A 16,141-nucleotide genomic window follows, 5' to 3' on the forward strand; every position below is an offset into this window, starting at 1 on the left:
CCGCGTTTCCGTGAAAAATCCGAATCATGGCTACTGGGACTCTCTGAACGACCGGTTCTGAAGAAGCCGTCTGGCAAGCTGAATGACTTGGATTGGGCGCGTCGCAGACACCTCCCTAATCCATTAGCGCGATGATCAACCCCGCATCGACGAGTCTCTAGTGCAACGGCGAGGCAGTTTCGTTCACTTTGCGGAGCCAGTTTCGATGTCCCGCTACGTTTCGCTCAAGTCGGATTGGCAAGCTCTCGAGTTTCCGGATTCTCAACTTAGGGGAACTGGGGCAGCTGAATGGGGGAGATTGGCTGCACTGTTGAAATGAAAATCTGATCCTCACCCTGACGGCCGCAGCCGCCGCAGGGCGGAGAGAAAGAACCCACCTCAAATGATCTATGTCAGTGAAGAAGACCGCAAGCGCACCGCGCTTGCGAAGGAAGCCGCTCGCGCATTCGCCGGGATGGTCGGCTGGACGCCTGTGCCTTGCACATCGATAATGCCGCCCGTGCTGGCGGACTTCGAATATGTAGACCGCGCCAACATCGTGATGGCACATTGGCACAAGAAGCTCTCGCTTGGCGCCCTCATCAAGGCCGTTGCCGAGTGTCGAACTGATCTTCTCCTGGTCGAGCCGAGCCACGGCTCAGGAAAGCAGGGCGGCAACTATATTACGCTCTTGCTGTGCCGCGATGGTGAGGTCCAATTCGTCACGGGCCTCTGGCTGTGGCTTCAGGAACCTGTCGGACCGATCCACCTGGCCACAAATCCTGATGGAGGCGACGAGAAGCGCGCATTCATGGTCGATCAGAGCGGTATTCGTCCGCTGCTAACTCTGCCTTGGTCAACGGCAGAAGCGGAACGGCGAGGTTTCTGGATCGCCAAACGCCATTGGCAGCTGTCGATCGGAGGACATTACGCATGAGCGGGACCGACAATCTTCGATGGCTGGACCACCTGCCGACCGGTTGGGCGCAGCTCTACCGCGACCTGTTGGCTGATCTCGCCGCGAACGGCATCTCAGTCTGCGTGGACGAGGCGAAAGAGAAATTCGGATCGCTCCGGGTTTATCTTGAGCCCAGGGTTCCCGAAGCACGACCCTATGTCGCCGCAGCCGAAGAGCGGTCCAAGGTTACCTGCCAAAAATGCGGCGAGCCGGGAGAACTGCTGATGCGTAATCGCATCGTTGCCACCCTCTGTCCGGCCCACGGCGATGGCTTTTCCAAGCCAGAAAGGCCGCCGGTGGTCACAATTTACATGAAGCCGGGGAAAATCTCGGACGAGTAGGCGCCGCTGCTACGGCGAAGGCCAAGTTTGAAGTGGCTCAGGCAGCTGAGCAAATGGAATGAAAAAAGGGGCAAGGCGCGGCACCGCTCGGCTGCCGCGCGCCCTCAACGCGAAAGTCTCTCAATATGCAGAATAATGTTACACCGTGCTCCTTCGGGAGCGCGAACGGCTTGCCGTGGATCAAAGCAGCAACCCATCGCGCGATCATGATGCTGGCGGCGGATATTGGCGGGCAGATCGACTTCAGCCCGGAACGGCGCTTTCACGGCACGCAGCATGCCGTGTTACTGGGAGGCGCCAATCTCCTGATCGTCGGAACCAGGACCGGATCGAACATCGGGCTATATGATTTCGGCGCGATCGCCAGGCGACATGCCATGGACCTGCTGGTTGCGCGCTTCTCAGGTCCAGTCGCGGCTTACGACATTTACCGTTGCAAAGACGACCAATGGTTCACCGGCTATCAGCGCGCATGGTTCAAAGACCGCTTCTGGTTGTGCCCGCCCGACGACGTCGATCAGCCATTCATCCTGGCACACAGGCGCGGTTTGCAATTCTCCTCCCATGCGCCTTTCCCCGATGCCCGGCGCTTCGAGGCCGGCCTCTCGCTGGCGGCGCAGACCAGCACGCAGTGGCAGGAGGCGGCATGAGCAAGCGCAAATCAAAGCCTGCGACGGCCAATGAGCCGGAACTGCTGTCCAGCTTCTCGCTGAGCCCTGCCGATGACGGCAGCTTCAAATATATCCGCTACTTCTACAAGCAGGATGCCCACCGTGCCGGTATCGCCGAAATGGTCCTGGCGAAGCTGGCGCCCGCCGGGCACAAGGCATCGCGTCATGACCTGCTGCTGCCTGATGCAGCCAGCGGTGAATATATGGACCTCAGCTATCTGCTGCAGCGCTATGATGCGATGCTGCCCGCGGCTGAGCGGACCGGCTACGCCCAGTTCACCCTGACCCTGCCATCAGATCAGCCACCGCATGTGGGGTGGGAGCTGGTGCGGGCGTGGGTTCGGAGCTACTTTGTCCGTCAGGAGCAGTTGGCCGCGCTGATGGTTCTCCATCTGCCCTATCTGGCGGGTTCATCAAATGCCGCTCACGTCCATATCCTGCTTCCGGCACGCCGATTGTCGATGAATGGATTTACCGGCCAAGCCCGCGACGTCTGTTCGGATTATGGCTGCAAGGAGGCATGGAATGCCTGGCTCAGCTTTCAGAAGGAGGGCGGCTCACCGTACACGATCTCGTCCGTCACGCCAGGGCCATGACCAGTCGGAACAGTTCCGCCTGAAACACGGCATCATGCAGTGCATCGTGATCGCTTTCAGTTGTCGGAGACACGCGCTCTGCGATGCGGCTCGAGCGCGTATCGCCCCACGAACAGCCGGTCTTGCCCATATACAGCGCCTTGATGTCCAAGGCGGTGAAACCGAACGGATTGGCGCCGGTGAACTTATGGAAATAGTAGTTCACGAACGCCCAATCGAAGGGCGCGTTCAGACCGACGAAGACCGGCTGGCCATCAGGGCCGCAGACTTCGCCAATCCATGCTGCGAACTGGCTCATGGCATCTTGCGGGGTAAGGCCGGTTTCCTGCAGTCGTTCCAGCGACAAGCCGGACACCTCAAGGGCGGCCGGCACGAACTTGTTGCTGGTCGGCTTGATCTCGCAAGAGAAGGCGGTGCCGGGCGGATACGCCAAGCAGGCCCCCAAGGTGAGCATGCTATACTCACCAGGGATCGGGCCAGCCGTCTCGACGTCGATCGAGATGAACACCTCGGTCTTTGCATCGCTCACAGGATAAGTCCTCCAGCATCGACCAACGGCGGACGGTTCTGGATAGCCGTCCAGTGCTCAAGGAAAGCGCGCTGCTTTTCCTTCACCGTGCCACCAGTCTTCCAGTGGTGGGCCGAGTAGGTCTTCAGGTCAAACGGCGTTTCCGAATTCTCACGAGCGGTGACCATGGTCGGGATGCGACGACCGAGCGCATACCCCAACTCGAGATAGCAGTTCAGGCGAGAGCCAGTGGTGTCGGCGATCACGAAACTGCTGCGGTGCAGCTTCTCGAAAATGTCCTGATCGATACGAGCGTGGTCATAGCCCTGCACGCCGTCGATCACCGCGTACTGATAGCCCAGATCTTCCGTCATGACCGGCTCGACCACCGTATCGAAAAAATTCTGCACGTCTTCGAAGTCAGGGTCGTTGGGGGCAAGCAGGCGCACGCCGAACGCCCGGGGCCTATCCAAGGCTTCCAGCAAGTCAATCAAACTGTCGACGCGCTTCTGAAGACTGTCTCGCTCCGCCCACCAAATACGGTTCATCGCATCATGCGAACTTCCCCCATCAGCGATTCGGAAAAGTCGGCTGCTGTTGTCGCCAGTCATCCCAAAATCGAACAGGCGACGGCTACCCTCGGACTGACCAACCAGAGGAAGACAGAGCGGAACGACCGGGCGCCCAACCTCGTGGTAAAGGTTGGCAAGATACAGCACCCCGTCAGTCCCGCCCAACGTGATCAAGATGTCACCGTTGCGCGCCTGGGCTTCCATACGCTTAGCCGCCATGTTCCAGTGCGAGGCGTTCTCCAGACGAACCATCGATCCGGCACGCAGCTCGTCCCAGAGTTCAGCGAACTGCGCCGGGATCTGGTCCCTAGTCTTATGATGCTGCACGGCAACGGCCATCGGCCCAGGAACCCCGGCAGGCCGCTGGGTGTACGCATCACGGATCGATTCCCAGATGAGCCAGTCAAAACAGATCGGCAGGCCGTCCACTTCGCGGTGAGGCTCACCATCGACCGGCACCACGAAGTTGGCGCCGAGCTTGACCAGACGCTTCACGAGCGCAGCAACGAACTCACGGCTCGCTTCCACGTCGGTGGCCTTCGCCACCGACGGATCTTTGTCGATGCTGCCGGAGATATGGATCCGACGACCAAAAAGAGGAGACCTTGGCATCACTTGTCCTCCATCACACTGGAGCCGCTGATGGTCAGCGCCGTCGACTTCAGATGATCGAACGTCAGCGGGCCGTTGGGGAAAGCGCGCGCGACAGCGGCGGGGTAGAACCGCGTACGGAAGTCAGAGAACGTCCAGCCCGGCTCCTCCTTGCGCGGCCCGCTGGCCGAAACAAGCTCGCTGAGCTGCGACCTGTTGAGGTTCAAGCCCTGCAAGTCCATCTGGAGAAGCTGCTCACGCTCCTGATCGGTGGGACGCTCAAACTTCTCGACCACCGCCGCACGCCGGCGCAGCGCCGGATCGAGGGCGCTCAGCCGGTTCGTGCACAAGATGACTGCGATACGGCCATTGAAGCGGCGCAGATCATCGATGGCCTGGATCAGCGTGTTCACCGCGACCTTGTCCTCGTGATGGCTGTGATCCTGCGTACGAGACGCAGCAAGGCTATCGCCTTCGTCAATAACCAGGACCGCGCGGCGGCTCTTGCCCGCAGCCTCGATCACCTGGCGGAAGGCTTCAGTGAGCAACGTGCCCATTTCACCCACCATGCCGGTCCCACGCACGCGGTTCGAGAGCCGGAACAGCACGCTGTCTTCCACCCTCGCTTCAGTCATGAGCTTGTTGGCGATGGTTTCTGCCATCACCGTCTTACCGGTGCCGACGTCGCCGTGGAAAATGACCAACGGGTACTGGTCCGAGACCCGGTCACAGATAGCCAACCGCTCGCCATGGAACTGACGACTCCACGCCTGCAACTTGTCGCCGCTCAGCAGCAAACGCATCTGGTCATGGACACGCGCGTAACGCGTTTCGAAACCGAGAAGCGTAGCCTCCCGCCGCGCCAGCGTGGCGTCAGGGACGACCGTCTCGCTGTCGAAAATAGAGGGCTTGCTCACTTCTTCCAATCCTTCCGCTGCAGCCCGAAGCTGTTGCTGGTGTAGTTGCGACCATCACCCCCGCTCAGAGAGGTGTGGCTAGTATCGTCGGTCGTGGGGCTCCATAGGACCTTGAGCTTGTTCTTCATGGCGTCCTTGGCGTCAGCGTCGTAATCCGCCGTGTACCGCAGGACGACCCGGAGCCAGGCACCAGAAACCTTATCCCAGCGCACGCCGCCCGGCCTGCTGCTGGTCAGGCTACCCGCGTCGGTGTCGACATGGTATTTGACCGCCTGAAGCTCGGTGGTGCCGTAAAGGTGGGTCACATCCACCCAGGCGAGATAGCCCTTCTTGGCGAGCTGCTCGACGTCGTGAGCGTACCGATCAGCTTCTTCGAGGGACCAAGCGCCAGTGCTCTCAGCCATCATCCGAAAATCGGCCTTCAGGCGCAGAACCACCTTTTCGACGTCGGTGCTCGTGTAGGAGGCCGAAGCCGTGCGCGTCATCGTGTTCATTACGAACCCTCCGTCTTGAAAGAGCGGCCGAACACTTCCTTCCAGACCGAATCGTCATCCTCGGTCGACGCGAAGTGGACGGTCTCCCAAGCCTTGTGAGCGGCGGCAACGATCTGCTTGCGCTCGTCCTCGGTGATACGGCTAGCCACATTGTTCGAGCTGCACACCGGGTCGAGAATGACGACCGGGTCGTTGAAGGCCGGTCGGATGACACTGTTCTCAGGGAACGAGATCACATCCTTCAGGCCGGACTGCGCGATGTAGAGCAGGAACTGGCGGAACCGCTCTTCGATGCTCCCGCCCTTCCCCTGCTTGTCGAGAAGGTAGGCCATGATCAACTCAATGGCGAAGGACTTGAGCGGCTTGAGCTCCGTGTGGTTGCGCCACTTCTTAGCCAGGCGAACCAACGTCCGGTAATCGCTGTCCTTGTCCTTACGATCCTTGACGAACTTGATCTGACAAGGCGCGCAGGTCTGAACCTTGGTGCCGTCCTGAACATCGAACTGCCAGCCATAATCCTCACGGCTCTCATCCTGGACAACCGGGACGATGTCGACGCTGAGGCCGCTCTTGACGAACTGCACGGTCGCAGCCTTACGCTGGATCGTGAAGTCCTCGACCGACTTGTTGGGGTACTGATCCAGAAGCAGATCGTAAATCTGCTTGCTCAGGCTCTCGCCCGTTTCAGAACCGGCGTCCTTGCCGCTGACATAGAAGACAACGTCAACGTCGACCGGGCTGTCAGCGGACTTGCGAAGGATGGTGTATTTGGCAAACGAGCCGGCCTTCACCACCTTCGTGATCTTAATCTCCGTCTTATCACGGACGTTCTTGCGCAGGTTCTCGATCAGGCGATCGACCTGCTGGTGATATTCGGTCCGCTTGTCGGCGGGAAGCCGCAGCACGTTGCTATCGTAATAGCGCAATTGGGTGTTGCTGAGAGGCATTGGGAGAGTCCTTGTGAAACGGTATCGAGTTATCGTGCGTTCAAGGCAAAGCGCGGCCGGGCCCAAGAAACGCGGTTCTTGGGGAGATGCGATTGACATGATTCGTCGATATGAGTAGTTTCTACGTGGGCATTAAAACTATGTCCACATATTTTCTACGCCCATGTGAGGTTTTATGTCCGAAGAGCAATCGAAGATCAAATGGGGCGTCGAACGCCGCCTCGAGTTCATCGAGTTCCGATTGCTCTGGGAAGATGGTATCCGACGTTCGGACATCATGAAGATGTTCAGCGTCTCCGAACCTCAGGCTTCCAAGGACCTGACGTTGTATCAGGAGATGGCGCCTGAGAACGCGACCTACGATAAGGTCTCCAAGCGCTATGTCGCGGCGGAAGGTTGCAAGCCCGTGTTTTTAAAGGCTGGCTCGACCGACTATCTGCGCCGTCTGCGTTCGCTGGGCGAAGGACTTCTCGAATCGGGTGAAAGCTGGATCGGCAAGCCTCCGGAGATAGATGTCGTTGTAAGTCCGACACGCGAAGTCAACGAGGAATGCCTCCACAGCGTTCTTCGAGCGATCCGTGAAGAACGGTCGCTGGACATCTTCTACCAATCAATGGGCAAGGAGCGTCCAACTCCAGTGTGGCGGCGCATTACGCCCCATGCGATGGGATACGACGGTTTCCGATGGCATGTCCGCGCATTTTGCCATCAGTCAAGACTGTACAAGGATTTCTTGATCCCCCGCATCTTTGAGACCCGCGACTTCGGCGAGCCTGGTCAAAACGGTAAACTGGATCGGTTCTGGCACGAAAAATTCGCGATCATCATCGCTCCGCACCCTGACCTGAGCCCACAGCAACAAGCGATGGTCATCAAGGACTACAGCATGGACGCTGATGGTACGAAAAGCATCGAAGTTCGTTACGCTATGCTGTTCTACGTGCTCAAGCGTCTCGGCTTGAACGATGCGCCAGAAAATAAAGAAGCGCGCACACAGCATATCGTACTTCGGAATGGTGCTGAAACCAAGCAGGCGCTTGAGCAAGCTGATTGGACGCTTTGATACCGGAGGGGCATCCCCCCTCCGCTTGTATTGCGCATTGCCATGACGCCAGATCAAGCCGGGACATTATCTTGCGTTAGCAGCGCCAGCCCGTTCTCATCATCGATACCAAATTTAAACGTCTGGCTCCGATAATCGACGATCCCAAACAGGGGTGAGCCACTCCGACAACTGTCAGATGATGGCCTCTGCCCGTATCTATGATTGCCCCCGGTTGATGCTACTCTATCCACATCACGACGGACTGAACCAAGTCACAGGCGTGCAGACCAAGCACAGGATCGTTAGTACTTCTGATATTCTGAGTACCGCCGCGATCGGATTGGCTGATCTCGGCACTTGCCTAAGTCAGGCAGTTGACCTGATAAGGGGCACTGACATTCCGGTCCAGAAAATGGATTTGCATGTGGGGAAGAAAATCAACAGAATTTGGCACCAATTAGGGGCTGGTAAGGCCAATTTGGCCGATCAGGCGCTTGGCTGGGGCATTGTAGTGATACTGAACTACTGCGGGGGCTGAATGAACGACCTACTCGATATGATCCTGGGCTTGCTGGACTTGGTCTATGGCAAGCGATGGGTCGCGCCGTTCATATTGCTTCCTATTATGTTCCTCGCTGCCGGCTGGGTTCACTGGAGGGCTGTGCGGCTGGTGCGCCCTTATCTTGCCGCCGCGCAGGATCGGGTCGAGGCAATCCGGTCCGCGCTGGGCAATGATGATGATCCGTCGCAAGAGCGCCGGTCTTTCGCGGCAAACTACCTCCAGGTCTCGACGGCAATGAACGCGGATGGGAAGGGGGCGCATCGTCTCGTTCTTGCCTGGCGCGAGTTTCAGGAATCCATGGTCGATGAACAGGCGGATCCGGTCAGGAACACCAACAGGCCCGCCGCCTTTTTCAATCGGGCGGCGCCGCGCCTTACGATGCTCACTTTCTCCTCCAACATTTTCGTCGGTGCCGGCCTCATCCTGACGTTCCTCGGGCTGATCGTCGCGCTCAATACCGCAGCCCGAAACATGGGGCTGGACATCGATCAGGCCAAGGCTTCGCTTGAGCATCTCCTGACTGTTGCTGGCGCCAAGTTCTTCACGTCGGTTGCCGGTCTGGGGGCTTCGATCTGGCTCCGCTTTGCCGAGCACGGTCTCAGCCTAAAGGTCCGCAAGGAAACGGATCTCATCTGCGAACTGCTTGAGCGCGGGCTGCTTTACGTCTCGCCCCAGCGGCTGGCGGTTGAACAACTCGACGTGCTCCGCGAACAGCGCGATCAGCTCAAAATGTTCAATACCGATTTTGCCCTCCAACTATCGGAGCGGATTGGCCAGCAGTTCACCCAGGCGATCAAGCCGGTCGCAAATTCTCTGACAGCGCTCAACGACAACATGACCTCTGTTACGCAGGGCATTGGGGCTGGCGCGCGTGAGGCCATCGAGAAGGTCAGCGGCGAACAGTTGCAGGGGCTGAGCAGTACGCTTGCAGATCTCACAACCAAGTTGGACAACATCGGCAAGGCCGTAGGCTCGTCGAGTTCGGATGCGGCGGGACAGATCAGGAACGCAGGTGCGGATTTCAAGGCCGCAGCCGATGCTATCAGGGGGGCGTTTGAATCGCTGAAGAGCGATGTCCAAGGGGTCGGTACCCGCCTAAAAGCAGATGGAGAAGCTGCAAGCACGAAGCAGAACGAGGCGCTGGAAAAGATCATTAGTCAATTCGAGAAGACCCAGGCTGACTCAGCCGCGATAATCAATAATGCGCTGGCTGAGTTGAAGAAGGCAGGAACCGACGCTGCAACGTCCATGCAAGGACAACTGGGCGATGCCTTGAAGGACGGGGTCGAGGCAAGTCAGCAGACCTTCAAGGTAGCGCTTGAGGAATCCGGACAGTCGTTGCAGGGCGCAGCGGACAAACTCATTACGGCCGTCTCGGATGCCGCGGGTCAGGTCGAGCGGGCGAGCGCCGGTTTTAAGCAATCAAGTGATCGGGCTGACAGCACCGCCAGTGCCATGCTGACAGTGACGGATAACGCCCGAACTGCAGCAGCCTCGCTAGGCGAAGCTGCTACTGGCTTTGCCAATGTGGCAGGACCCGTTGCACAGGCGGCCAGCACGCTCTCGCAGGCTGCTGGTCGCATCGTACAGACCATCGAGGACGACCGGGCGGCTGACACCAAGGCCCTAGCGGAAATGCAGGCCTTGGCCGAAGGCGTTCGTCACACCCATGCTGCAGCGGAACAGGCTTGGCATGACTATCGCGCCCGCTTCGAAAGCGTTGACCGGTCTCTTGCCGACGCAACCTCAAACCTGGCGGAAACCTTGGGGGACAGTCTCACTGAATACCGCAAGTTTGCGCAGGATACGGACCGCGAGTTGGCCGCTGCGGTCAGTAAGCTTGGAATCACCCTGACCAACATCGAAGAATACGCCGAAGCCCTCGATGAGTATGTTGAAGAAATGCGCAACGAGACGGAGCCGGCTGAATGATCCTCGAGGAGGCTCAGGAGCTCGTTGCCGAAGAGGAAAACTACTTCGTCTCCATGACCGACCTCATGGTGGGCCTAGTCTTTGTTTTCATCATCCTCCTCATGTATTTCGCGCTGCAGTTCCAGGACGTTACCGAAGAGCTTTCCGGTGCTAATGCGACAAGGACCCAGATCCTCGAAGACCTCGAGAAAACGCTCAAGGAAAAAGGCGTCCCCGTCATCATCGATCGAGAGGATGGCGTCCTGCGCCTGCCCGATTCCATCTTGTTCGACAGCGCACAATCGGATCTGAAGAACGAGGGGCGCGAAGCGGTGGGGCATCTCGCAGAAGCCCTCATGGACGTGCTTCCTTGTTATAGCGAGGGCGTGAAGAGGAGCGCCAGCTGCCCCAAGTCCGATCATCGCATCGAGTCTGTCTATGTGGAAGGGCACACCGACAGTGACCGGTTCTTCGGCAGGGGCGGTCTGAAGGACAACTGGGATCTCTCGGTTGTCCGGGCGACCAATACCTACCGGGCGCTGATCGATTTTGACCAGAGATTAGGCGCCCTTTGTGCCCTGAAAGGGAATCAGTGCGATCCGATCCTGAGTGTCAGCGGCTATGGGCCGCAAAGACCTGTGCCCCAGGAGCCTGGTGGAACGTCAGAGGAGCGCAAGGCACATAACCGGCGCATTGACTTGCGATTGATCATGAAAACCCCTGATGCCGGGGAGGCACAGCGCGCACTGGCCGACAGGCTCTCCCAGAAATGATGTATCTCCAGAGCGTCGCTGCCGATCCTAAATCCCTCGTCGCGCGCATGCGTGCAGGAAAGGCAGAGCCGGCGGCCTTGAGGCGAGAGGTACAAAGGCTTGCATCGCAAACCGACGGGCGAGGCATCTCCGTCGAAGAGGTCGGGATATTGCAGCAGCGAATAGCGGGGATGGCCGCAGCGGGCTCGCTTTCGAGCATCACCCGGCGTGATCTGCGGGAAGGGTGCAAGGTTGTCCTTCAGCCGCCGCACGCGCCAGCACGCGATCCACGCCTGCTCGCTGGGCTCCTGGGCGAAGTCGAACACAACAAGCGCAGGGCAGCTTTCTTTGCACTTATAGACGCATACCTCGATGGCTTCGATGGTGAAGATGAAACTCTGACTTCACTTGCTGGCAGGCTTGAGGCCTTGGCCGGGCGATGGCCTTGGCGGCAGGGCGACCAATGGTCGGAGCGGATTCGGGATTTTTCCTTGTTGGATCCTGCCAAGGCGCCTGCGCTCCTCGCCGAGCGAATACTGGCAGGGGATGCGGATCCGCGGATGGTATTCGAAGAAGCGGGGCTCAATACGCCCGGTCGGCGGTTCGGAAGCCTGGCACAGGCTGCCTTTCGTTCCGCGTGCCATCTGGTCATGGGCAGGAAGGGTCAGGAAGCTGTTGATGGTCAGCGCATCCTCATCGCTTGGGCAGCAGATGAAACCGGAAAATTCGGTTATCAGCGGGCTTGGCCGGACTTCGTCAAGGCGAGCCTCGTGCCATGGGAAGTTGTCGAGCCGAGCGAAGAACACAAGTCAGCGCTTATCGCGATGCTCGAGCGCTTTGGCGGCGGGGATCCGCGAGCCAACCCGCAGCGGTGGCGCACCGTCATGGATACAGCGCCGGGCGCTTACGCGGTCCTCATGCGCTGGCTTACCCGTGCTTCGGTCCTCCAGTTCCTCGATATCGTCGATCGACTGATGCCCGATCCAGCCGCAAAGCTCATGTGGGCCTACCGGCGGGCGTTCTGGATGTCCTATCTGCTGAGTGACGGAAATTCGCCCGGGATCAATGCGGCCTGGGTCGCCTTCGGTACAGATGGTGCGCGCCTTGCCCGTCAGGCTGCCAGGGCAAGCGGGGACAAGTCCTTCACGGCATTCGGGATCCAGAATGACAAGTCAGCACAGCATGCTGCTCTCATTCTGCAGATGGGTGACCTGACCATCGTCGATTGGAGTCATTCCGCCAAATATCAGGTTTGGAAGCGTGATGACAAAGGCGTACCTCAATTGTTCCTGTCTGAATATCGGTATGGGGCGCTTTACAGTGCGCCTTTGCAGGAGAGTCACGTCTCGCCAAAGACCTTTAGCTGGCAAAAGCGGCTCGCCTCGATAATCGAAGGACGCCAGTGCCTTACACCCAAGAAGGCCTGGAGGCCCTGACATGTTCAAGCGTTTGTTTGGCCGGGCGGAACAGGCCGGTTTCACCTGGAGCGAACAGGGCGAAGACCTGATCATCAAGCTCGAGCATGCCGGAAAGGCGCTGCCCTTCGCGCAGTGGCATGCCACCCGCCCTGATGTTTCGGGCGCGATCGATGCGGTGGCCTTGAATGACGATGAAGGCCCCGACGGCGAGGCATATGTCGAAGTGGGAGACGACCATCTCAGGCTCTCAGCACGGGCAGTTGCGGCCATCGACTCTGCGACATCTTCTGCGCTTGGCATTCCCCCGGCTACGCCCTTGGCGCTTGATCTCAAGGCCCAGAACCGCATCGATCAGGATGATTTTCGTCTCGTCGTGCGATGGGTGCGTCCAGGCGGGCATCCGGTACGCTGGAAGATGCAGGGTGCCATCCTGCGTACCGACGCTGGGCCGCGGCGCGTGCCAGAACCACTTTTTTCGCTGTTCACCGCGGCAGAGCCGCTCACGCGTGCAATGGAAAAGCCCGATCGCTTTGCGGCTCTGGCACGGCTGCGTGAGCATTGGCCGGAGGATCCGCAGCTTCCGGTCGAAAGCGAAGCCTATCTGCAGGACCTGCGCGTGCATTATGCCGCTAGTCTCTCCCTGAAACTCAAGACCCTCACACCGGAAACCACCGATTTTGACCCCGTCCTGTTCAGTGCGCAGGCTGTTTCCGAGGCTGGGGAAAGTGGTGTCACGCTTGACGAGGAAGCAGACAGCATCCTTGCTCCTGCTGCGCAGAAGCTCTTCGCCAGCGACAGGTTCCGGCGTGAGGGCGAGGCGCGTCCCGTCTATGTCCTAAGGAACGGCGAATACCTCTTCATCGATCCTGCGCTGAGGCCGGCTCTCAACGTTGTACGCAGGCTACAGGATGCACCCGAAGAGCAGCGCCGAGCTTTCGTCCTCAACCCGCGGAAGGCGCTGCGCGATGTACTGGGTGACGAGGAGGCAGACCGCCTCGGGCTTGAGCAGCTCTTTATCGATACGGAGCAATTTTCCGCCCGCGTTGCCGGCGTTGATATCTGGCGCGCGCCGGTCCTGCCCTGGATTGTGCCGTCGAAGAAGAACTGCTGGCTTCCGGAACAGTTCGGTCTGCGCATCGGGGAAGACTATTTTGCCGTGCCGGCAGACAACGTCCCCGAAATCGTCAAGCGCGTCGACGAGGCGGCAGAGGCAGGGCATCCCGATGTCGATGTCGACGGACTGCTCAAGCCCGTGGACGAGGTAGGTTCGCCTCCGCCCAGCCGCATCCCAGTCAACGAACAGGTCCGGCGGTCCATCGCAAGCATTGCTCCCTTTGCCGATGCCGTCAGTACAGAAGACAGCTATGAAGCCGGAGAGATCGAGCCTGCCGGCTGGAATGCCGAGCTCAATGGCAAGCTCTTCCTCGTGGTGCACGACAATTTCGAAGAGGTCGACTACGCGCCGATCGGACTGACCGAAACCCTTGAGGAAGAGCCAGCTCGGCCGGTTCAATCGCCTTCAAGGCTGCAAGCCACGCTCAAGACCCACCAAGTGGAAGGCCTGAACTGGCTGGCGCAGTGTGCGCAGGTGGGGCGTCCCGGCGCGCTGCTTGCCGACGACATGGGGCTGGGCAAGACCCTCCAAGCCATTGCCTTTATGGCCTGGCTTCAGGATGAAGCCGAGGCCGGAAGGCGTCAGCGCGCGCCCTTCCTGATTGTCGCCCCGACGGGCCTGCTCGGCACTTGGCGAATGGAAATTGAGAAGCACCTAGGTGAACCCCATCTCGGACATCTCATCCCGGCGTTTGGCAGCAACCTGAAGCTACTGCGTGAGGAAGACAGCTTCGGATCGCGGGACATCGAGACCGGCAAGGCATCGCTCAATGCAGCCAATTGGAAGGACGCTGGCGTTGTTCTGACGACCTTCGAGACCCTGCGCGACTACCACTTCAGTTTTGCGCGAACCCGCTTCGGCCTCGTCATCTATGACGAGATTCAGAAGCTCAAGAACCCGGGCAGTCAAATGACTCGCGCGGCGATGGCCATCAATTCCGAGTTCACGCTCGGCATGACCGGCACGCCGGTCGAGAACCGGCTCCAGGACCTCTGGTCCATCATGAATGTGGTTGCCCCGGGCTTTCTGGGAGCGAGCCGTGACTTCGAAAAACGTCATCCCTCCGACGATTCCGATGCCCTTGCCAGACTCAAGTCGCAGCTGACGGATCCGCTCAAGGGTCGCCCTCCCTACATGCTGCGCCGTCTCAAGAGCGAAGTGCTTGATGGCATGCCCGCCAAGACCGTTCATCCCCTTGAGCAGGCGATGCCGGCAACTCAGGCCAATGCCTACCGTGATCTCGTGATCCGGGCCGCGGCCGCAGGCGCGGCTGGCAACTTGGGGAAGGGGGGCATGCTGACAACGCTCGCGCAGATGCGCGGCGTTTCGCTTCATCCCCTGGATCCGAGACATGCGCCGGATGACCTCGATGCCTATGCGCAGGACTCAGCGCGTCTTTCCCAGACCCTCGCAATTCTCGAGAAGGTTGCCGCTGCGCGGGAGAAGGCGCTCGTCTTCGTCGAGGACCTTGCCATGCAGGAGCGCCTTACCGGCCTGATCCAGCAGCGATTCTCTCTGGCCCGCCGGCCTATCAGGATCAACGGTACTATTGCAGGGCACAAGCGGCAGGGGCTGGTTGAGGCCTTCCAGTCACGCCCCAATTCCTTCGACGTGATGCTGCTTTCGCCGCGAGCTGGCGGCGTTGGACTCACTCTGACCGCGGCCAATCACGTCATTCACTTGTCTCGCTGGTGGAACCCTGCGGTCGAAGACCAGGCGACTGACCGCGTCTTTCGCATCGGCCAGACTCGGGATGTCCATGTCTACCTTCCCATGGCCGTGCATCCCGATCCCGACTTGGCGCCCTCAAGTTTCGACCTTCGTCTCAATGCGCTGATCGATCGCAAGCGAAAGCTGACACAGGACCTTTTCTTTCCGCCAGATGCCAGTGACGGCGAACTGGGCGATCTCTTCCGTGAGGTATCGCTTGAACGGGAAATCCCGCAAGTGCCTGCCGAAGAGCCGGTGCCGGCAGAAGCCCAGGACTTCGCGCAGGCTGCAGAACCCCAGTCCGAAGAGCCAGAAAGCCATGGTCGCGAGGAGGCCTTGTCTCTCGAGTCACAGGATAATGGATCGGACGGAGAGCAGCACGACGACGAGCGGCAAGACAAGGTGGCAGCCGACGATGAAGGCAAGGAAACGCTGCGGCCCGTCCTGTCATTGCCGAAGGTGGTTGGAGGCAGTCAGATCCGTATGTGGCGTCGCGGCCCCGGCGAACCTCGTCCAACCCAAGATATCCTGGAGCTCTTCGCTGGCCGGAATATTGCTCAGGTCACCATTCGCGACCCTTACGCACTTGGGACCCGGGAAGCACGTTCCGCCCAGATCAAGTTTCTGATGGATCTGAAGCAAACCGTCGGCAGTCTGGAGACCGTGCTGGTGGAATACGCCCCGGAAATCGAAGGCGACCTCGACGACATGGGCTCGCGCCGCGATTTCGGGGCCACATTTGCCGGGACCTTCGCCGGTTCGGCTCCGAGGCTCACGCTTTCCCGTCGGCGCAAGCGTTCCTATGACGATGATTTTCATGACCGCTTTGTCGAATTCGACATTCGTCATGCCGGCGGCGCCGTGAAGCGACACGAGTTGACGATCGGCCGCGGGCTGGAAGCTCTCTATAACGACCGTCGGCAATGCACGGTCACTTACGCGCCGCCTGGTTCGGCCTGATGGCGTAAATCGATACTTTGGGACGCTTGGAAGCTCGGGAAGCCTCCTGTGTTGCAACCTTGGCTGGCATCGCGCAACGCTGATCGTCACCGTGT

Annotated in this window: 14 protein-coding genes; 9 read left to right on the forward strand and 5 right to left on the reverse strand. The window is 59.5% G+C overall.

The window, feature by feature from the left end; translation table 11 throughout:
* Nucleotides 1-382: 382 nt before the first annotated feature.
* From ACI6S0_RS03720 to ACI6S0_RS03735, 4 genes are all read left to right on the forward strand, one after another.
* Nucleotides 383-916: a hypothetical protein gene (locus tag ACI6S0_RS03720; protein WP_313229709.1), complete on the forward strand. Its 534-nt coding sequence runs from the start codon at nt 383-385 to the stop codon at nt 914-916.
* The gene (locus tag ACI6S0_RS03725) at nt 913-1,278 is read left to right on the forward strand and encodes a hypothetical protein (RefSeq protein ID WP_313229708.1); all 366 of its coding nucleotides are present in this window, start codon (nt 913-915) and stop codon (nt 1,276-1,278) included. The genes ACI6S0_RS03720 and ACI6S0_RS03725 overlap by 4 nt, the downstream gene beginning before the upstream one ends.
* Nucleotides 1,279-1,448: 170 nt before the next feature.
* Nucleotides 1,449-1,928, forward strand: coding sequence for a hypothetical protein (locus ACI6S0_RS03730; RefSeq protein ID WP_434404982.1), 480 nt, complete (start codon nt 1,449-1,451; stop codon nt 1,926-1,928).
* Nucleotides 1,925-2,545, forward strand: coding sequence for a hypothetical protein (locus ACI6S0_RS03735; RefSeq protein ID WP_313229705.1), 621 nt, complete (start codon nt 1,925-1,927; stop codon nt 2,543-2,545). Before ACI6S0_RS03730 ends, ACI6S0_RS03735 begins: the two co-directional genes overlap by 4 nt.
* Here the strand turns inward: ACI6S0_RS03735 and ACI6S0_RS03740 are convergent.
* From ACI6S0_RS03740 to ACI6S0_RS03760, 5 genes are read right to left on the reverse strand one after another with little or no spacing between them, the layout of a single operon-like run.
* Entirely contained in the window at nt 2,529-3,074 is a 546-nt protein-coding gene (locus ACI6S0_RS03740; protein WP_434404983.1) for a 3'-5' exonuclease, read from the reverse strand. The two genes, ACI6S0_RS03735 and ACI6S0_RS03740, sit on opposite strands and share 17 nt — an antisense overlap.
* Complete coding sequence (locus ACI6S0_RS03745) at nt 3,071-4,237, reverse strand: hypothetical protein (protein WP_313229703.1); 1,167 nt, start codon at nt 4,235-4,237, stop codon at nt 3,071-3,073. The genes ACI6S0_RS03740 and ACI6S0_RS03745 overlap by 4 nt, the downstream gene beginning before the upstream one ends.
* Entirely contained in the window at nt 4,237-5,133 is an 897-nt protein-coding gene (locus ACI6S0_RS03750) for an ATP-binding protein (protein ID WP_313229702.1), read from the reverse strand. The genes ACI6S0_RS03745 and ACI6S0_RS03750 overlap by 1 nt, the downstream gene beginning before the upstream one ends.
* Nucleotides 5,130-5,627 (reverse strand): hypothetical protein, encoded by a 498-nt coding sequence (locus ACI6S0_RS03755; RefSeq protein WP_434404985.1) that lies wholly within the window; start codon nt 5,625-5,627, stop codon nt 5,130-5,132. The genes ACI6S0_RS03750 and ACI6S0_RS03755 overlap by 4 nt, the downstream gene beginning before the upstream one ends.
* The gene (locus tag ACI6S0_RS03760) at nt 5,627-6,574 is read right to left on the reverse strand and encodes a CBASS oligonucleotide cyclase (RefSeq protein WP_434404987.1); all 948 of its coding nucleotides are present in this window, start codon (nt 6,572-6,574) and stop codon (nt 5,627-5,629) included. The genes ACI6S0_RS03755 and ACI6S0_RS03760 overlap by 1 nt, the downstream gene beginning before the upstream one ends.
* Nucleotides 6,575-6,749: 175 nt before the next feature.
* On the opposite strand from ACI6S0_RS03760, the gene ACI6S0_RS03765 reads away from it, so the two are divergent.
* The 5 genes from ACI6S0_RS03765 to ACI6S0_RS03785 all read left to right on the forward strand — a co-directional run bounded on the left by ACI6S0_RS03765 (nt 6,750) and on the right by ACI6S0_RS03785 (nt 16,046).
* Nucleotides 6,750-7,637 carry a WYL domain-containing protein gene (locus tag ACI6S0_RS03765; RefSeq protein WP_434404988.1) on the forward strand — a complete coding sequence of 296 codons (888 nt, stop codon included), beginning with the start codon at nt 6,750-6,752 and terminating at the stop codon, nt 7,635-7,637.
* Nucleotides 7,638-8,157: 520 nt separating this feature from the next.
* Nucleotides 8,158-10,113 (forward strand): anti-phage ZorAB system protein ZorA, encoded by a 1,956-nt coding sequence (gene zorA, locus ACI6S0_RS03770; protein WP_313231889.1) that lies wholly within the window; start codon nt 8,158-8,160, stop codon nt 10,111-10,113.
* Nucleotides 10,110-10,865 carry an OmpA/MotB family protein gene (locus tag ACI6S0_RS03775; RefSeq protein ID WP_313231888.1) on the forward strand — a complete coding sequence of 252 codons (756 nt, stop codon included), beginning with the start codon at nt 10,110-10,112 and terminating at the stop codon, nt 10,863-10,865. The genes zorA and ACI6S0_RS03775 overlap by 4 nt, the downstream gene beginning before the upstream one ends.
* Nucleotides 10,862-12,280 carry an EH signature domain-containing protein gene (locus ACI6S0_RS03780; protein WP_434404989.1) on the forward strand — a complete coding sequence of 473 codons (1,419 nt, stop codon included), beginning with the start codon at nt 10,862-10,864 and terminating at the stop codon, nt 12,278-12,280. The genes ACI6S0_RS03775 and ACI6S0_RS03780 overlap by 4 nt, the downstream gene beginning before the upstream one ends.
* A 1-nt stretch (nt 12,281) precedes the next feature.
* Nucleotides 12,282-16,046, forward strand: coding sequence for a DEAD/DEAH box helicase (locus ACI6S0_RS03785; RefSeq protein ID WP_313231886.1), 3,765 nt, complete (start codon nt 12,282-12,284; stop codon nt 16,044-16,046).
* Nucleotides 16,047-16,141 lie beyond the last annotated feature (95 nt).

Source organism: Sphingobium sp. DN12 (assembly GCF_051058005.1).
GTDB lineage: Bacteria > Pseudomonadota > Alphaproteobacteria > Sphingomonadales > Sphingomonadaceae > Sphingobium > Sphingobium yanoikuyae.

Bases quoted from the DNA above. Each gene is read 5' to 3' on its own strand.
- ACI6S0_RS03720 (WP_313229709.1), top strand. From the start codon at position 383: ATGATCTATGTCAGTGAAGAAGACCGCAAGCGCACCGCGCTTGCGAAG.
- ACI6S0_RS03725 (WP_313229708.1), top strand. From the start codon at position 913: ATGAGCGGGACCGACAATCTTCGATGGCTGGACCACCTGCCGACCGGT.
- ACI6S0_RS03735 (WP_313229705.1), top strand. From the start codon at position 1,925: ATGAGCAAGCGCAAATCAAAGCCTGCGACGGCCAATGAGCCGGAACTG.
- ACI6S0_RS03745 (WP_313229703.1), bottom strand. From the start codon at position 4,237: ATGCCAAGGTCTCCTCTTTTTGGTCGTCGGATCCATATCTCCGGCAGC.
- ACI6S0_RS03755 (WP_434404985.1), bottom strand. From the start codon at position 5,627: ATGAACACGATGACGCGCACGGCTTCGGCCTCCTACACGAGCACCGAC.
- ACI6S0_RS03760 (WP_434404987.1), bottom strand. From the start codon at position 6,574: ATGCCTCTCAGCAACACCCAATTGCGCTATTACGATAGCAACGTGCTG.
- ACI6S0_RS03765 (WP_434404988.1), top strand. From the start codon at position 6,750: ATGTCCGAAGAGCAATCGAAGATCAAATGGGGCGTCGAACGCCGCCTC.
- zorA (WP_313231889.1), top strand. From the start codon at position 8,158: ATGAACGACCTACTCGATATGATCCTGGGCTTGCTGGACTTGGTCTAT.
- ACI6S0_RS03775 (WP_313231888.1), top strand. From the start codon at position 10,110: ATGATCCTCGAGGAGGCTCAGGAGCTCGTTGCCGAAGAGGAAAACTAC.
- ACI6S0_RS03780 (WP_434404989.1), top strand. From the start codon at position 10,862: ATGATGTATCTCCAGAGCGTCGCTGCCGATCCTAAATCCCTCGTCGCG.
- ACI6S0_RS03785 (WP_313231886.1), top strand. From the start codon at position 12,282: ATGTTCAAGCGTTTGTTTGGCCGGGCGGAACAGGCCGGTTTCACCTGG.